Origin of the sequence: Pseudonocardia kunmingensis (assembly GCF_006716445.1) — a bacterium.
Taxonomy (GTDB): Bacteria; Actinomycetota; Actinomycetes; order Mycobacteriales; family Pseudonocardiaceae; genus Pseudonocardia; species Pseudonocardia kunmingensis.
On sequence record NZ_VFPA01000005.1, the window covers coordinates 194385 to 211334 of the forward strand.

Genomic DNA, 16950 nt, shown 5'->3' on the forward strand with positions numbered 1-16950 from the left:
CATGACCGCGGAGGGCCCGCTGGCCGTGCTGCAGTCGGTCGGCAGCGGCCGCTCCCCTGCCCTGCCCGGGGACGACTCGTCGTGGCCGGGCGTCGCGGACCCCGAGCAGCTGCGCGCGCAGCTGCTCGACTGGCTCTCCCAGTACGCGAACGCCGGCACCCGCCGCACCTACGCCTACGCACTGGGACTGCCGATCGCCTGGGTCGACACCGTCGCCCCGGCCGGGCGCGCCCGGCCGCCGGCCGCGCCCCCTGGCGCGCTGCACGACCTGGCGTGGTTCCGCTGGTGCGCCCGCCGCGAGCTGGACCCGCGGGACGCGACGGCCGGGCACGTCAAGGCCTGGCTGCACGCGCTGGACGCGGCCGGAGCGCAGCGGCGGACGCGGCAGCGGATGCTGTCGACGCTCTCCGCGCTGTACGGGCACCTGGCCGAGACCGGCGCGGTGGCGGCGAACCCGGCGGCGCTCAACCGGGCCCGCCTGGGCCTGTCCTCCAGTGCCCGCGACGCGTCGCCGACCGTGCGGCTCACCGCCGAGCAGCTCAAGGCCCTGCTGCTGGCGGCGGCCCGCATGCGCTACTCCCGCAGCCCCCGGCTCGCCCGGCTCTACGCCCTGCGCGCCGTCGCGGTGGTGGCGCTGCTGACGCTGGGGCTGCGGATCTCCGAGCTCGTCGGGCTGGACCGCGACGACCTGTACCGCACCGGCGGGGACGACGTGCTGCGCGTGCTGGGCAAGGGGGACCTGCACCGCGAGGTGTACGTCACCGACCTGGTGCGCGAGGCCCTCGCCGCCTACCTGGCCGAGCGCGATCGGCTGGGCGGCACGAGCGCGCCTGCCCGGCGCGGCCGCACCACGGCGGGCGCGTCCCCGATGATCGCCACCCGCGACGGTGGCCGCTGCTCCCGCGTGGACCTCTACACGCTGCTGCGCCGCATCGCCGCCCACGCCGGACCGGCCCTGGACGGCGTGGCCGACCGCGTGCACCCGCACGCCCTGCGCCACGCCTACGTCACGATCGCCCTCGAGCAGGACGCCCGCATCCAGCACGTCCAGGCCGACGTCGGGCACGCCACGATCGCGACCACCCAGCACTACGACCGGGGCCGCCGCAGCCGCGCGAGCACCGCGGCGGACCTGGTGGCCGCCGCCATCGCCGCCGCTCCCGCTCCCTCAGCGACCGAGCTCCCCGAGGTCACCGGGCCGCCGGCACCGGCGTGACCCGGCGCGCCGGCACGACCCGCCCCTGCGCGCAGGTTCCCGGTGCCGCGCCGGTGCCCTGCTACCGTGGCCCCGGGCCGTGACTGGCGCGCTGGGATGGGATCAACCATCGGGGAGCGGCCCGGTCGGTGTGACCTGCAGAGCCGTGCGCCTGGGCCATCCACCTCGAGCAGGAGGTCGGCCCATGTCGTCCACGGAACAGTCCACCGCCGAAGCGCTCGCCGTCCGGGCCGGGCTCGACGCCGTGCGCGCCGTCGAACCGCGCATCGCGCAGGCGATCACCGACGAGCTGGCCGCCCAGCGCGCGTCGCTCAAGCTGATCGCGAGCGAGAACTACGCCTCGCCCGCCACGTTGCTGGCCATGGGCAACTGGTTCAGCGACAAGTACGCCGAGGGCACCGTCGGGCGCCGCTTCTACGCCGGGTGCGAGCAGGTCGACACCGTCGAGTCGATCGCCGCGGAGCACGCCCGCGCGCTGTTCGGCGCCGACCACGCCTACGTCCAGCCGCACTCCGGGATCGACGCCAACCTGGTCGCCTTCTGGGCGGTGCTCGCCCAGCGCGTCGAGGCCCCGGCGCTGCGCCGCGCGCAGGCCCGCCACGTGAACGACCTGGGCGAGGCCGACTGGGCGGCGCTGCGCCGCGAGCTGGGCGACCAGCGCATGCTCGGCATGTCGCTGGACGCCGGCGGCCACCTCACCCACGGGTTCCGCCCCAACATCTCCGGCAAGATGTTCGACCAGCGCAGCTACGGCACCGATCCGGAGACCGGCCTGCTCGACTACGCGGCCCTGCGCGCCACCGCCCGCGAGTTCCGCCCGCTGATCCTGGTCGGCGGCTACTCCGCCTACCCCCGGCGCGTCGACTTCGCCAAGCTCCGGGAGATCGCCGACGAGGTCGGCGCGACGCTGCTGGTCGACATGGCGCACTTCGCCGGGCTGGTCGCGGGCAAGGTCCTCACCGGCGACTTCGACCCGGTGCCGCACGCGCACATCGTCACGACCACCACGCACAAGTCGCTGCGCGGCCCGCGCGGCGGGATGGTGCTGTGCGGGGACGAGCTCGCCGAGCACGTCGACCGCGGGTGCCCGATGGTGCTGGGCGGGCCGCTGCCGCACGTGATGGCGGCCAAGGCGGTGGCGCTGGCCGAGGCCCGCACCGCCGACTTCCGCGACTACGCCCAGCGGATCGTCGACAACGCCGTGGCGCTGGCGGACGGGCTGCTGCGCCGCGGCGTCCGGCTCGTCACCGGCGGCACCGACAACCACATCGTCCTGCTCGACGTCTCCGGCCACGGCCTCACCGGACGGCAGGCCGAGGCGGCGCTGCTGGAGGCCGGGATCGTCACCAACCGCAACGCGATCCCGCAGGACCCCAACGGCGCCTGGTACACCTCCGGCATCCGGATCGGCACCCCGGCGCTGACCACCCGAGGTCTCGGGACCGAGGAGATGGACCGCATCGCCGGGCTCATCACCACCGTGCTCACCGGCACGCAACCGGGCACGTCGAAGGCCCGCTACGACCTCGACCCGGCGGTCGCGGCCACCGTCGCCGGGGACGCGGCCGAGCTGCTGGCCCCGCACCCCCTCTACCCGGGGATCGACTGACGGCCCGGCACCCGCATCACGGCGTCGGTCGTCGTCCCGCTACCCGCGCGAGCACGGGCGGCGCCGTGTGGCGGGCCGGTCGCCACGATCACGCCGATGGCACGGCGGAACGAGGGTCGACGCCGCTGAACGCGAGCCCGATGGCGAACCCGGCGACCTCCTCCAGCTGCCGGGCCCGGTCCAGCGGTCCGAGGACGGCCGGAACGCCGCCGACGGCACGCACGAGCTCGCCGACCACCCGCAGAGCGGCCGCGTCATCGCCGCACATCACGACCGTCGCGGGCGCCTCGCCGTTCCCGGATGGGGTGTGACCGAGATGCGCGCCGAAGGCGCAAATGGGATGATCTTGAAGACCTGATCTGCTCGGACTTGCGTGCGGCGGCGTGCAGCGTGGTCGCGCTCGGCGACGTGCCGGGCGACCGAGTCGACGCCGGGGCGGGCGCATCTCTCCAGGGAGCGGACGGAGGCGTGGCGGGAGCGGGCCAGCAGCATCGGGGTCGAGGTGCCGTCCTCGGCGTCGTGTGTCAGAGCGCTGTGCCGGAGCCGGTGCAGGGTCCAGCCGTCCAAGTCCTCGATGTCCTCGGGCGAGGCGAGCGGGTTGGCCGGCAGCCGGGTGTGCTCCTCGAAGATCTCTTCAGCTCGGCGGTAGGAGAGCCGGCCCCGACCGGTCTCCGGGCACACGTCCAGCGTCGGCGTTCCGGCCGGGGTCTTGCGGCCGGTGAGGAACAGCGGGCCGCGGGTGCGGCGGGCGATGAGCCGGGGCAGGAGCTGGGCGATGCCAGCAGGACGCCGGTTCCGGGTGCCTGCCCGATACGGCGATGGCGGTGAAGGACAGGGCCTCCCGCATGGCGGCGAGCGGTTCGCGCAGGGCGCGAGGCATTTCAGGGCGGATTCTGTCCTGTATCGAATCTACGCTCCCCGCAGCGCCTACTTCTGGGAGATCACATGGCCACCTTCGTACTCGTTCCCGGCGCCTGGCTCGGGGCGTGGGCCTGGGAAGACACCGCCCGCGCCCTGCAGGAGCGCGGCCACACGGCGCTGCCGCTGACCCTGACCGGCCTGGCCGAACACGCCGACCAGGCCGGCCCCCGGACAGACCTGGACACGCACATCGGGGACATCACCGGCTTCATTGAGCGGAACGGTCTGCGCGACGTCACGCTGGTCGCCCACAGCTACGCGGCTGCCCCGGTAACCGGGACAGCCGGACGTCTCGGCGTCCGCCTGGAGCGCGTGATCTACGTGGACAGCGCCCCGTTCGCCGCAGGCATGTGCATGCTCGACCTCATGCCACCGCAGGCAGCGGACCAGCTGCGCCAGCAGGTCGACGCTTCCGGCGACGGGTGGCGGCTACCGATGCCGCCCTTCGAGGTCCTGGGCTCGTCCAGCAGCCTCGACGGGCTCGATGAGGGCCAGCGGAACGCTCTGCGCACGCGTGCCACCCCTCAGCCGTTCGGCACTTTCACCCGGCGTCTCGCCGGCCCGGCCGAGCCCGGTCCCGGTGTGGACCGTGTCCTGATCGCCTGCCGTGACTTCACGGGGCTGCTGGACGCCGGGGTGCCGATGCTGGCCTACCTGAACCAGCCGCCGTGGCGGCGCTTCGACCTGCCCACCGGGCACTGGCCAATGCTGTCCGCGCCCGCCGAACTCGCTCGCGTCCTCGACATGGCCGTCTCCTGACCGCGCCGGCCGAGAGGCACAGACGCAGCTCACGCGCGGTGATCAGCCGCTTGAACCGTCAACGACACTGGGCCGGATGCGTGACGAGTGACGAGCGCTCGTCGACCTCCTCGCCGCGCAGGAGCACGCCGCGGCGCCGGGCGGGTAGGCCCACGGTCGGCGCCCGGGCCCACCGTGCTCGCACACCGATCGCAGCGCTCCCACACCGACTGCAGTCGGTGTGGGAGCACCGGAGTCGGTGTGCGAAGCCAGCGCTCGACCGGCTCGACTCGCGAGGAGCACAGCCCCGGCGGAACCGGCCGGCTCACTCCGGACGGACGGGGCGGCGCGCCGGCAGACAGCAGTCGACGGCGCACGGGGCCCCGTTCACCGTGCAGCCGCCGCCGGGTTCGTCGCCCAGCTCGCGCGGGGCGGCATCGTGCAGGTGCTCGGCCGCCAGCTCGGCGACCATGTCGGCGAACCGTGGGTCCGGCCCGGCCGTGGCGGCCCGGGCGAAGCCCATGCCGAGCTCCTCGGCGCGCTCGCGGGCCTCGGTGTCGAGGTCCCAGATCACCTCGACGTGGTCGGAGACGAACCCGACCGGGGCGACGACCACGGCGGGCACGCCCTTGCCGTGCAGGACGTCGAGGTGGTCGACGATGTCCGGCTCCAGCCACGGCACCTGCGGCGGGCCCGACCGCGACTGCCACACCACGTCGTGCTCCTCGGCGCCCACCTCGGCCGCGACCAGCCGGGCCGCCTCGGCGACCTGCCGGGAGTAGCGGTGCCCGCCCTGCGCAGGCGGACCCGCGGCGGCGTCGGCCGCCGTCGGGATCGAGTGGGCGGTGAACACGAGGCGCGCCGCGTCCCGGACGGCGGCGGGCAGGGTCTGCCGGGCGGCCCGCACGGCGTCGGCGTTGGCGGCGACGAACAGCGGGTGGTCGAAGAAGTGGCGCAGCTTCACCAGCTCCGGCGCCTGCTCACCGACGGCCTCGCGCGCCCGCGCGATGTCGTCGTCGTACTGCCGGCACGCGGAGTACCCGCCGTAGGCGCTGGTGGCGAACACGAGCGCGCGGCGCACGCCGTCGCGGGCCATCTCCGCGACGGTGTCCTCGACCATCGGGTGCCAGTTGCGGTTGCCGAAGTACACCGGAAGCTCGATCCGCTCCCGCACCGCGGCGATGATCTCCCGGTTGCGGGCGTTCAGCGGGCTGACGCCCCCGAAGTGCTGGTAGTGCCGCTCCACGGCGTCGAGCCGCTCGGGCGGGACGCCGCGGCCCCGGACGACGTTCTCGAGGAAGGGCCGCACGTCCTCGGGGCCCTCCGGGCCGCCGAACGAGAGCACCAGCAGGGCGTCGACGTTCATGTCCCGATGAGAGCACACCGCCGCGACGGTCAGGACGCGGGCTCGAGCCCGTCTGCGGTGATGCCGCCGAACACCACCCGGCCGTCCAGGCGGGCGTCCTCCAGGCGGGCGAGGAAGAAGGCCCGGACGTCCCCGGCGAACTCCTCCGGCACCTCCATGGCGGCGAAGTGGCCCCCGCGCTCGAACTCCGACCAGTGCCTGATGTCGTACAGCCGCTCGGCCAGCGGACGCACCGACAGCGTGATGTCGTGCGCGAACACCGCCACGCCGACCGGCACCCGGCAGGGCAGCCCGCTCCCCCGCGGGGTGTCGTGGTGGAACCGGCCCGAGGAGGCCGCGGTCGCGGTCAGCCAGTACAGGGAGACGTCGGTGAGCATCCGGTCGTCCCCGACCGGCGTGGCGGCGTCGGTCCACTGGGCGAAGCGCTCGGCGATCCAGACCAGTTGACCGACCGGCGAGTCGGTCAGCGCGTAGCCGATCGTCTGCGGGGTCAGCGCCTGCAGTGCCTGGTACGGCGGGCGATCCGCCATCAGCCTCCGGACCGTGGTCAGTCGCGCCTCGTCCGCCTCGGACACCTCGACGTCGGGGTCCGGCCGGGTGGGCAGGTAGTTGACGTGCACGCCGGCGACGTGCTCGGGCGCGACCGCGCCGAGCGCGAGGGAGATGCCCGCGCCGAAGTCGCCGCCCTGCGCGCCGTAGCGCTCGTACCCCAGGCGGCGCATCAGCTCGGCCCACGCGCGGGCGACGCGGACGGCGTCCCACCCGCGCTCGTGGGTCGCCCCGGAGAACCCGAAGCCGGGGATGGACGGGATCACCAGGTGGAAGTCTCGCGCCAACGGCTCGATCACGTCGAGGAACTCCAGGAACGAACCGGGCCAGCCGTGGGTGAGGACCAGCGCGAGCGCGTCCGGCTTCGCGGATCGGACGTGGACGAAGTGGATGTTCTGGCCGTCGATCTCGGTGGTGAAGTGCGGGAGCTCGTTGAGCGCGGCCTCGTGCGCGCGCCAGTCGTAGCCGGTGCGCCAGTACTCGGCCAGCTCCTGGAGCCGCGCCAGCGGGAAGCCGTAGTCCCAGCCGGCGTCGGCGACCTCGTTGGGCCAGCGGGTGCGGGAGAGCCGGTCGGTCAGGTCGTCGAGGTCGGTCTGCGGGATGTCGATGCGGAACGGGGTGATCACGGTGTCAGCACCTCGGGCGGGGCGGTTTGTCGTTGGACAAGCCAACGTTGGCGCTCCCCACGATACACAGAAACGTGGGCGCGGCCAACAATTTGCTAGGTTGCTGCCGTGGAGACCGCAGGGGGAACGCCGCAGCGGCTGCGGACGCTGCCGAGCAGGTTGACCAACGGGGTGGCACTGGCCGCCAACCGGATCGTGGACCGAGCGCTCGCCGAGGCGGGCGTCCGGCGCTACCACTACGCCCTGCTCGCCGCCTTGGAGGAGTACGGCCCGGACAGCCAGGCCGCCCTCGGGCGGCGCACCGGCATCGACCGCAGCGACGTGGTGGCGACCGTCAACGACCTCGCCGGGTGGCGGCTCCTCCAGCGCACACCCGACCCGGCCGACCGCCGCCGCAACGTCATCAGCGTCACCGCGGCCGGCCGGGAGCGGCTCGCTCACCTCGACCGGCTGCTCTCCGCCGCCCAGGACGAGTTCCTCGCCCCGCTACCCGCAGCCGACCGGCAGCACCTGATCGACCTGCTCACCCGCCTCGTCGACCACCACGAGGGCCGGCACCGCTGACGGTGCCGTGCATGGCGGTGTCAGACGCCGATGGCGTGGAAGCCCCCGTCGGCCCACACCATCGAGCCCGTGGTGGCGGGCATCCAGTCCGAGAGCATCGCGCAGACCGTCTTCGCCACCGGCGTCGGGTCGTTCACGTCCCAGCCCAGCGGCGCGCGGCCGTCCCACGCGTCCTCGAACGCCGCGAACCCGGGGATCGACTTGGCGGCCATCGTGCGGACCGGGCCCGCCGCGCACAGGTTCACCCGGATGCCCTTCGGGCCGAGGTCACGCGCCAGGTAGCGGGTGACCGACTCGAGCGTCGACTTCGCGACGCCCATCCAGTCGTAGGCGGGCCAGGCCTGGCGGTTGTCGAAGTCCATGCCGACGATCGAGCTGCCCGGTCCCAGCAGCGGCAGCAGCGCGGTCGACAGCGACTTGAACGAGTACGCGCTCACCTGGATGGTCTGCGCGACGTCCTCCCACGGGGCGTTCAGGAAAGCGCCCTCGCCCAGGCAGGACGCCGGCGCGAAGCCGATGGAGTGCAGCACGCCGTCCAGGCGGGGGTCGTCACCCAGGTGCGGCGAGACGCGCTCGACGAGGGTGTCCAGGTGCTCGGAGTTGGCCACGTCCAGCTCGACGACCGGCGCCTCCTGCGGCAGTCGCTGCGCGATCCGCTCGACCAGCCGCAGCCGGCCGAAGCCGGTGAGCACCACCTGCGCGCCCTGCTCCTGCGCCACCTTAGCGACGTGGAATCCCAGCGACGCGTCGGTGATCACACCGGTGATGAGCAGGCGCTTGCCGTCGAGCAGTCCCATGGAAGCCTTCCGAGATCGTGGTGGAGGGGTCAGTGGCCCATGCCGAGGCCGCCGTCGACGGGGATCACTGCTCCCGTGACGTACCCGGCGTCCTCGGAGCCCAGCCAGGTGACGGCGGAGGCGATCTCGCGGGCGTCGGCGTAGCGGCCCAGCGGGACCTGGCCGAGGATCTCGGCGCGGCGCGCGTCGGGCAGCGCGCGGGTCATGTCGGTGTCGACGAACCCGGGCGCCACGACGTTGGCCGTGATGCCGCGCGAGCCGAGCTCCCGGGCGATCGAGCGGGCGAGCCCGACGAGGCCGGACTTGGACGCGGCGTAGTTCACCTGCCCGGCCGAGCCGGTGAGCCCGACGACGCTCGAGATGAAGATCATCCGCCCGCTCTTGGCCTTCAGCATGCCCCGCGAGGCCCGCTTGGCCACCCGGTAGGCCGCGGTGAGGTTGGCGTCGATGACCTTCGTGAACGAGTCCTCGCTCATTCGCATGAGCAGGGTGTCGTCGTTCATCCCGGCGTTGGAGACGAGCACCTGGACCGGCCCGTGCTTCTCCTCCACCTCGCTGAACGCGGCATCCACGGCCGCGGCGTCGGTGACGTCGCACTGCACGGGCAGCAGCTCCGCGGGCAGGCCGTCGGCGCCGCTGCGGTGGGTCACCGCCACCTGGTCACCCTGCGCCGCGAACGCCTTCGCGATCGCGAGCCCGATACCGCGGTTGCCTCCGGTCACCAGCACGCTGCGTCCCACGCGCTCACCCTATGGGCCCGCGGGTCCGGCGGGCGACCCCGGCCCGCCCAACCCGGTCAGGGCAGTCGGCGGCCCAGGGCCAGGCCTGCGCCGAGCCCCGCCACCAGGAGCAGGGCGCCCCCGGCCATCCACGGTCTGCTGGTGTCGACGCGGCGGACCTCGTAGCCGATCTGCTCGCCCAGCTCCGCGTAGACCTGCCGCAGCTCGTCCTCGCTCGCCGCGGTGAAGAACTGGCCGCCGGACAGGTCCGCGATCTGGCGCATCGACGCGTCGTCGACCGCCACCGGCGTCCGCTCCCCCGGGTTGATCTCGATGGTGCCGTAGTCGGTGCCGAACGAGATCGTCGAGACCGGGATCCCGGCCTCGGACGCCGCCCGCGCCGCCGTGAACGCCCCGCGCGGCTCCTCCTCGGGCATGACACCGCCCGGGACGGTCTGCTTGCCGTCGCTCATCAGCACGATCCGCGCCGGCGGCGGCCCCTCGGCCGCGGCGCCCGCGATCGCCTGGGAGAACGTCTCCACCGACTGCATCGCGGCGAAGATCGCCTCGCCGGTGGCCGTGGACTCCGACAGCTTCAGCCCGTCGACCGCCCGCTTCACCGGCGCCCGGTCCGGCGTCGGCGAGACGAGCACGGCAGCGGTGCCCGCGAACGACACCAGCCCGAGGTTGATACCGGGGGTGAGCTGGTCGGCGAAGTCCTTCGCGGCGACCTGCGCGGCCGCGAGCCGGTTCGGTTCGACGTCGGTGGCCTGCATCGACAGCGACACGTCGATCACCAGGACGACCGTGGCCCGGTTGCGCGGCACGCGCGCCTCGGCCATCGGCCCGGCCAGCGCGACGGTGAGCACGGCGAGCGCGGCGATCAGCGCGGCGGCGGGCACGTGCCGGTACCACCCGGGCCGCTTCGGCGCGACGCGCTCGAGCAGCTCGAGGTTGGTGAACCGGACGGTGTCCCGACGGCGCCTGCGCAGCAGCAGCACGTAGCCGACGGCCAGCGCGGCCACGACGACCAGCAGCAGCAGCCACCAGGGGTGCGAGAACATCTAGCGCCCTCCCGACCAGGTGCGCTTGCGGGCGAGCACGAACCGCACCACGTCGGCGATCCAGTCCGAGTCGGTGCGCAGGGTCAGGTGGGCCGCGCCGCAGCGCCGCAGCGCCGCCGCCACCTGCTCCCGGTGCTCGGCGGCGGCCGCCGCGAACTCCCGCGCCAGCAGGGGCGTGATCGTCACCTCGCGCTGCCTGCCCGTCTCGGGGTCGGCGAGCACGACGGTGCCGACGTCGGGCAGCTCGACCTCGCGCGGGTCCAGCACCTCCACGGCCAGCAGCTCGTGCCGCGCGGACAGCGCGCGCAGCGCGCGCTCCCACTCCGGCTCGCCGAGGAAGTCCGAGATCACGACGGCGAGCCCGCGCCGCCGCGGCGGGCGGCGCAGCTGCTCGATCGCCGCGGCGAGGTCACCCCGCGTGCCCTCCGCGGCGCGCGGCGTGCTCGCGACGCGTCGCAGCATGCCCTGGGCGTGCACCATGCCGCCGCGGGCCGGGATGCGCACCACCTTCTCGCCGGTCGCGACGATCACCCCGATCCGGTTGCCGCCACCGCGGGTGAGGTGGGTGACGGCGGCCAGCGCCGCGATGGCGAGGTCCCGCTTCTCGCACGCCGCGGTGCCGAAGTCGAGGCTGGCCGAGAGGTCCAGCACGACCCAGGTCTCGAGCTCGCGGTCGGCCACCGTCTCCCGCACGTGCGGCTCGGTGGTGCGCGCGGTGACCGCCCAGTCCATGCGGCGCACGTCGTCGCCGGGCTGGTAGTCGCGCGCCTCGCCCGGCTCGCTGCCCGGACCGGGCACGAGGCCCAGGTGGTTGCCCTGCAGGAGCCCGTCCAGCCGTCCGCGCACGGCGAGCTCGAGCGTGCGCAGCGCCGCCTCCATCCGGCCGTCCCGGAACGAGGGCGGGGCGGTGGGCACGCGCCGGCGTCCGGGCTCGGGGGCCCCGGCGCCCGGCCCGCTCTCGGCGGGTGGACGGCCGTCCTGGACCTCCGGGGAGCTCACGCCGGACTGCTCGCCGGGTACTGCGCCGGCCCGCCCTGCGGACGCGCGCTGACCTGCGGCAGCGGCACGGTGGCGAGGACCCGCGAGATGATGTGGTCCACCGGAACCTGGTCGGCCACGGCGTCGTAGGAGAGCACGAGCCGGTGGCGCAGCACGTCGGGCGCGACGTCGAGCACGTCCTGCGGCAGGACGTAGTCCCGGGCCCGGATCAGGGCGAGCGCCCGCGCGGCGCTGACGATGCCCAGGGTGGCGCGCGGCGACGCCCCGTAGGACACCCAGCCGGCGATGTCGGAGAGGCCGTGCTCGGCAGGCGTGCGGGTGGCGACGACGAGGCGCACCACGTAGTCGACGAGGGCGTGGTGCACGAACACCCGCCCCGCGACCTGCTGCAGGCGGGTGAGCTCTGCCGGTTCGATCACCTGCTGCGCGACGGGCGGCTCGGCACCCATCCGGTAGACGATCTCCCGCTCCTCCTCCACGCCCGGGTACTCGACGATGAGCTTGAACAGGAAGCGGTCGCGCTGCGCCTCCGGCAGCGGGTAGACGCCCTCGTTCTCGATCGGGTTCTGCGTGGCGAGCACCAGGAACGGGTCGGGCATCGGGTAGCTGCGGCCACCGATCGACAGGTGCCGCTCCGCCATCACCTCGAGCATCGCCGACTGCACCTTCGCCGGCGCGCGGTTGATCTCGTCGGCGAGCACGAAGTTGGCGACGACCGGGCCGAGCTCGACGTCGAACTCCTCCCGCCCCTGCCGGTAGATGCGCGTGCCGAGGATGTCGGCGGGCACCAGGTCGGGCGTGAACTGCAGGCGCGAGAACGTGCCGCCGACGACCTTCGCCACCGTCTCGACGGCGAGCGTCTTCGCCACCCCCGGCACGCCCTCCAGCAGCAGGTGGCCACGGGCCAGCAGGCCGACGAGCATCCGCTCGACCAGCCGGTCCTGACCGACGATCACGCGCTTGATCTCGAAGACGACGCGCTCGAGGCGCTCCCCCTCGTGGGCCGGGCTGGGGACGGACTCCTGGACGCTCACGACCCCATCTCACCTCGCGGACCGTGAGACGCCGGTGAACCGGCCCTCTCCCGTCGTTGCCCGCCGCCGCGGTAGCGGCGAGCGGTCAACGAAAGGGAGACGTTTCGTAGGCGTCAATGATTCGTTGACACCAGAAGTGGTCGGAGAGCGGCTCTCACCCCGACGAACGGCACTCTCGCCGGTACCTAGCCGACGAAAGTGCCGTTCGTCATGCGAATCCCGCTCAGAGCACGCGGGTGGCCTCGGGCAGCAAGTCCTTCGTGCGCAGCGGGACGACCCGGACGCTGGCACCGGTGTACGGGGCTTCGATCATCTTCCCGTCACCCACGTACATCGCCACGTGGTGGATCGGGTCGCCGCCGTCCTGGTAGAACACCATGTCCCCGGGGCGCAGGTCGTCGATCGACACCTTGCGGCCCGCATGGAACTGGTTGCGGCTCACCCGCGGCAGGTCCACGCCCACGCCGTTGAAGGCGTAGAGCATCAGCCCCGAGCAGTCGAAGCCGACGCGGTCGAGCGGTGAGCCGAACGCGTCCGGGATCCCGGTGCTCGGCCCGCGGCCGGTGCCCCCTCCCCAGACGTACTGCACGCCGACCTGCGACATCGCACGGTCGATCACGCGCTGCACGGCCGCGCTCCCCCGCAACCCGGACGACCGCTCGTGCGTGGCCAGCCGCGCCGTCGCCGCCGCGCGTTCGGCGCGTTCGCGTGCGACCCGCTCGGCCTCGATCCGGCGCTGCCAGTCGGCGAACCGCTCGCGCTGCGCGCGCAGCCCGGCGTCGGCCGACTCGGCGGCCGCGAGCAGCTGCTGCACCCGCTCGCGCTGCGCGGCCACACCCGCGAGCTTCTCGGCCTGGACGCGCGCCGCCTCCTGCGCCGCCGCCAGCGCCTCGTCGGCCACGCTCTTGGCCGTCTCGGCCTTCGCCTCGAGGTCCCGGGCCTCCTCCAGCGCGGCACGGGCGGCCGAGTCGGCGTTGGCCTTGTCGACGCGCGCCCGCTCCAGCCCGTCCTGCGCCTGCAGCTGCTCCCGCGCGATGAGGTCGGCGTACTCGGCGCGCGCGAGGAAGTCCTCGGGACCGCTGGCGTCGGTGAGCAGGCCGAGCGGACCGGTGTCGAGCCCCTGCTGGTAGGTGACGGCGACGAAGTCGTCCAGCCGCGCCCGGGCCTCGTCGATCGCCACGGTCGCGGCCTCGGTCTGCACGCGGGCGTCGCGCGCCCGTGCGGCCGCGGCGTCCGCGGCGCTCTGGGCGGCCCGCAGGTCCGCGAGCGCCGCGGAGGCGTTCTCGCGCTGTGACGCCAGCGCGATCTGCAGGTCGTCGGCCTGGTCGTCGAGGGCCGCCAGCTCGGCGGTCAGCCGCGCCACCTCGCCGGCCCGCCCGGCCACGCTCTCCTGGCTGCGCCGCAGATCGTCGTCGCTGGGGTTCGGTGGCGGTGGCGGCTCCTGCGCGAAGGCCGTCGTTCCGCTCAGCAGCCCGATCAGCAGGACCAGCACGAGGACGCGCACGGAGCGGCGCCCGGATGCCTGCACGAGACCGACCTCCATCCGACCCGAGATCACTTCAGGAGCGATCGCACTGTGCCACTGGAGGGCGCGATGCACCTGCCGCCACACCCGTACCGGGGGCAACTTCCACCACATGGGTGGATCGCGAGGGGCGCGGGGGCGACTCGACCGGCTAGCCGGACAAGCGTACTGTTTAGGAGTGCGGGGCCCGCCGTACCGGGAACGTGTCGGTGCGCCAGACTCCGGGCAACCCGACCGAGAGCGCCCACCACCGCCAGGAGGACAGTCCACGTGACCAGGACCGACAGCTTCGGAGCGAGAGGAACCATCCAGGCCGGCGGGGCCGATCACGAGATCTTCCGGCTGTCGGCCGTCGACGGCGCCGAGCGCCTGCCGTTCAGCCTCAAGGTGCTGCTGGAGAACCTCCTGCGCACCGAGGACGGCGCCAACGTCACCGCCGACCACATCCGCGCCCTCGCCGGCTGGGACCCCGCAGCGGAGCCGGACACCGAGATCCAGTTCACGCCCGCCCGCGTCGTCATGCAGGACTTCACCGGCGTGCCCTGCGTCGTCGACCTGGCCACCATGCGCGAGGCCGTCACCGAGCTGGGCGGGGACCCGGGCAAGGTCAACCCGCTCGCGCCCGCCGAGCTGGTCATCGACCACTCGGTGATCATCGACGTCTTCGGCCGCCCGGACGCCTTCGAGCGCAACGTCGACTTCGAGTACCAGCGCAACAAGGAGCGCTACCAGTTCCTGCGCTGGGGCCAGGGCGCGTTCAGCGAGTTCAAGGTCGTGCCGCCGGGCACCGGCATCGTGCACCAGGTCAACATCGAGCACCTGGCCCGCGTGGTGATGACCCGGGGCGGGCAGGCCTACCCCGACACCCTCGTCGGCACCGACTCGCACACCACGATGGTCAACGGCCTCGGCGTGCTGGGCTGGGGCGTCGGCGGCATCGAGGCCGAGGCGGCCATGCTCGGTCAGCCGGTCTCGATGCTCATCCCGCGCGTGGTCGGCTTCAAGCTCACCGGGGAGATCCCGGCCGGCGCCACCGCCACCGACGTGGTGCTGACGATCACCGAGATGCTGCGCCGGCACGGGGTCGTGGGCAAGTTCGTCGAGTTCTACGGCGAGGGTGTGGGCGCCGTGCCGCTGGCCAACCGCGCCACGATCGGCAACATGAGCCCCGAGTTCGGCTCCACCGCGGCGATCTTCCCGATCGATGACGAGACCGTGCGCTACCTGAAGCTGACCGGCCGCTCCAGCGAGCAGATCGAGCTCGTCGAGGCCTACGCCAAGGAGCAGGGCCTCTGGCACGACCCGTCCCGGGAGCCGGTGTTCTCCGAGACGCTCGAGCTGGACCTGTCCTCGGTGGTGCCCTCGATCGCCGGGCCCAAGCGGCCGCAGGACCGCATCGCGCTCTCCCAGGCCAAGGAGGCGTTCCGCAGCGCCCTGGGCGACTACGCCGACCACGGCGCCGACGACCCGGACGACGCGGCGGGCGCCCAGTCCCCGGTCGACGAGTCGAGCGAGGAGTCCTTCCCCGCCAGCGACGCCCCGGCGCACGGCTCGGCCGGCAACGGCAGCGGCACCCCGCGCGCCCCGATCTCCGCGGCCGCGGGCGCCCACGGGCGCACCACGAAGCCCACCGCCGTCACCACGGCGGACGGCGCCTCGTTCGAGCTCGACCACGGCGCCGTCGTGATCGCCTCGATCACCTCCTGCACGAACACCTCCAACCCGTCGGTGATGCTCGGCGCGGCGCTGCTGGCCAAGAACGCCGTCGACAAGGGCCTCGCCGTCAAGCCGTGGGTCAAGACCTCCATGGCGCCCGGCTCGAAGGTCGTCACCGACTACTACGAGAAGGCCGGCCTCTGGCCGTACCTGGAGAAGCTGGGCTACCACCTCGTCGGCTACGGCTGCACCACCTGCATCGGCAACTCCGGGCCGCTCGCCGAGGAGATCTCCGCCGCGGTCAACGAGGCCGACCTCGCCGTCGCGTCGGTGCTGTCGGGCAACCGCAACTTCGAGGGCCGGATCAACCCGGACGTCAAGATGAACTACCTGGCGTCCCCGCCGCTGGTCATCGCCTACGCGCTGGCCGGCACGATGGACTTCGACTTCGAGTCCCAGCCGCTGGGCCAGGACAGCAGCGGCGCCGACGTGTACCTGCGCGACATCTGGCCCTCGGCCCAGGACGTGCAGTCCACGATCGACAACGCGATCAGCCAGGAGATGTTCACCAAGGACTACGCCGACGTCTTCGCGGGCGACGAGCGCTGGCGCTCACTGCCCACGCCCGAGGGCGACGTCTTCGACTGGGACCCCGACTCCACCTACGTCCGCAAGCCCCCGTACTTCGAGGGCATGCAGCCGGAGCCCTCGCCCGTCGAGGACATCGCCGGTGCCCGCGTGCTCGCCCTTCTCGGCGACTCGGTCACCACCGACCACATCTCCCCCGCCGGCTCGATCAAGGAGGACACGCCCGCGGGCGCCTACCTGCGCGAGCACGGTGTGGAGAAGCGCGACTTCAACTCCTACGGGTCGCGCCGGGGCAACCACGAGGTGATGATCCGCGGCACGTTCGCGAACATCCGGCTGCGCAACCAGCTGCTGGAGGACGTCAGCGGCGGTTACACCCGCGACTTCACCCAGGACGGCGGGCCGCAGGCGTTCATCTACGACGCCGCGCAGAACTACGCCGCCCAGGGCACGCCGCTGGTGATCCTCGGCGGCAAGGAGTACGGCTCCGGCTCGTCGCGCGACTGGGCCGCCAAGGGCACCGCGCTGCTCGGCGTCCGGGCCGTCATCGTGGAGAGCTACGAGCGCATCCACCGCTCCAACCTGATCGGGATGGGCGTGCTGCCCCTGCAGTTCCCGCAGGGCGAGTCGGCGGCGTCGCTGGGCCTCGACGGCACCGAGACCTTCGCCGTCAGCGGTGTCACCGCGATGAACGACGGCTCCACCCCCCGCACCGTGCACGTCACGGCCACGAGGGAGTCGGGCGAGACCGTCGAGTTCGACGCCACGGTCCGCATCGACACCCCGGGCGAGGCGGAGTACTACCGCAACGGCGGGATCATGCAGTACGTGCTGCGAGGCATGCTCCGCAGCTGAGGGTCCCCGCCCCACGGAGCCCCGCGTCCCGGCGGTGTCGGGACGCGGGGCTCCGTCGCGTCCGGGCACGGCCGCCGGTCGCACACCGATAGCAGCGCTCCCACACCGACTGCAGTCGGTGTGG

The 16950-nt window shown here is 73.5% G+C and carries 15 protein-coding genes and 1 riboswitch; of the genes, 5 read left to right on the top strand and 10 right to left on the bottom strand.

Features of this window, described 5'->3' with window-relative positions; genetic code table 11:
* Position 1: 1 nt before the first annotated feature.
* Both FB558_RS34470 and FB558_RS34475 read left to right on the top strand, forming a co-directional pair.
* The gene (locus FB558_RS34470) at positions 2 to 1216 is read left to right on the top strand and encodes a tyrosine-type recombinase/integrase (RefSeq protein ID WP_142060969.1); all 1215 of its coding nucleotides are present in this window, start codon (positions 2 to 4) and stop codon (positions 1214 to 1216) included.
* 69 nt (positions 1217 to 1285) lie between these two features.
* Positions 1286 to 1380, top strand: a riboswitch (ZMP/ZTP riboswitch).
* 20 nt (positions 1381 to 1400) lie between these two features.
* Positions 1401 to 2825: a glycine hydroxymethyltransferase gene (locus FB558_RS34475; RefSeq protein WP_142060972.1), complete on the top strand. Its 1425-nt coding sequence runs from the start codon at positions 1401 to 1403 to the stop codon at positions 2823 to 2825.
* 88 nt (positions 2826 to 2913) lie between these two features.
* Here the strand turns inward: FB558_RS34475 and FB558_RS34480 are convergent, their stop codons facing one another.
* Both FB558_RS34480 and FB558_RS44145 read right to left on the bottom strand, forming a co-directional pair.
* The gene (locus FB558_RS34480; protein ID WP_211367045.1) at positions 2914 to 3093 is read right to left on the bottom strand and encodes an NAD(P)-binding domain-containing protein; all 180 of its coding nucleotides are present in this window, start codon (positions 3091 to 3093) and stop codon (positions 2914 to 2916) included.
* Positions 3093 to 3506 (bottom strand): hypothetical protein, encoded by a 414-nt coding sequence (locus FB558_RS44145; RefSeq protein ID WP_211367046.1) that lies wholly within the window; start codon positions 3504 to 3506, stop codon positions 3093 to 3095. The genes FB558_RS34480 and FB558_RS44145 overlap by 1 nt, the downstream gene beginning before the upstream one ends.
* Positions 3507 to 3770: 264 nt before the next feature.
* Between FB558_RS44145 and FB558_RS34490 the strand changes: the two genes are divergently transcribed.
* Entirely contained in the window at positions 3771 to 4505 is a 735-nt protein-coding gene (locus FB558_RS34490) for an alpha/beta fold hydrolase (RefSeq protein WP_142060973.1), read from the top strand.
* Positions 4506 to 4809: 304 nt separating this feature from the next.
* Here FB558_RS34490 and FB558_RS34495 read toward each other — a convergent pair whose 3' ends face one another.
* Together FB558_RS34495 and FB558_RS34500 are read right to left on the bottom strand one after the other, a co-directional pair.
* Complete coding sequence (locus tag FB558_RS34495; protein WP_142060975.1) at positions 4810 to 5850, bottom strand: ferrochelatase; 1041 nt, start codon at positions 5848 to 5850, stop codon at positions 4810 to 4812.
* Between the two features lie 29 nt (positions 5851 to 5879).
* Complete coding sequence (locus FB558_RS34500; RefSeq protein WP_142060977.1) at positions 5880 to 7025, bottom strand: epoxide hydrolase family protein; 1146 nt, start codon at positions 7023 to 7025, stop codon at positions 5880 to 5882.
* A gap of 108 nt (positions 7026 to 7133) precedes the next feature.
* On the opposite strand from FB558_RS34500, the gene FB558_RS34505 reads away from it, so the two are divergent.
* Positions 7134 to 7589 (top strand): MarR family winged helix-turn-helix transcriptional regulator, encoded by a 456-nt coding sequence (locus tag FB558_RS34505; RefSeq protein ID WP_142060979.1) that lies wholly within the window; start codon positions 7134 to 7136, stop codon positions 7587 to 7589.
* A gap of 20 nt (positions 7590 to 7609) precedes the next feature.
* On the opposite strand, the gene fabI is transcribed toward FB558_RS34505, so the two are convergent.
* The 6 genes from fabI to FB558_RS34535 all read right to left on the bottom strand — a co-directional run bounded on the left by fabI (position 7610) and on the right by FB558_RS34535 (position 13745).
* Positions 7610 to 8386 (bottom strand): enoyl-ACP reductase FabI, encoded by a 777-nt coding sequence (gene fabI / locus FB558_RS34510; RefSeq protein WP_142060981.1) that lies wholly within the window; start codon positions 8384 to 8386, stop codon positions 7610 to 7612.
* Positions 8387 to 8415: 29 nt separating this feature from the next.
* On the bottom strand, positions 8416 to 9126 hold the full coding sequence (fabG, locus tag FB558_RS34515; RefSeq protein ID WP_142060983.1) for a 3-oxoacyl-ACP reductase FabG: 711 nt from the start codon (positions 9124 to 9126) through the stop codon (positions 8416 to 8418).
* Between the two features lie 56 nt (positions 9127 to 9182).
* Positions 9183 to 10169: a VWA domain-containing protein gene (locus FB558_RS34520; protein WP_142060985.1), complete on the bottom strand. Its 987-nt coding sequence runs from the start codon at positions 10167 to 10169 to the stop codon at positions 9183 to 9185.
* A complete protein-coding gene (locus FB558_RS34525; RefSeq protein ID WP_142061900.1) occupies positions 10170 to 11048 on the bottom strand; it encodes a DUF58 domain-containing protein in 879 nt (292 codons plus the stop codon).
* A gap of 116 nt (positions 11049 to 11164) precedes the next feature.
* On the bottom strand, positions 11165 to 12202 hold the full coding sequence (locus tag FB558_RS34530; RefSeq protein ID WP_142060987.1) for an AAA family ATPase: 1038 nt from the start codon (positions 12200 to 12202) through the stop codon (positions 11165 to 11167).
* Between the two features lie 223 nt (positions 12203 to 12425).
* Entirely contained in the window at positions 12426 to 13745 is a 1320-nt protein-coding gene (locus FB558_RS34535; protein WP_211367047.1) for a C40 family peptidase, read from the bottom strand.
* Positions 13746 to 14033: 288 nt separating this feature from the next.
* Here FB558_RS34535 and FB558_RS34540 point away from each other — a divergent pair, with 288 nt between their 5' ends.
* On the top strand, positions 14034 to 16826 hold the full coding sequence (locus FB558_RS34540; RefSeq protein WP_425468136.1) for an aconitate hydratase: 2793 nt from the start codon (positions 14034 to 14036) through the stop codon (positions 16824 to 16826).
* Positions 16827 to 16950 lie beyond the last annotated feature (124 nt).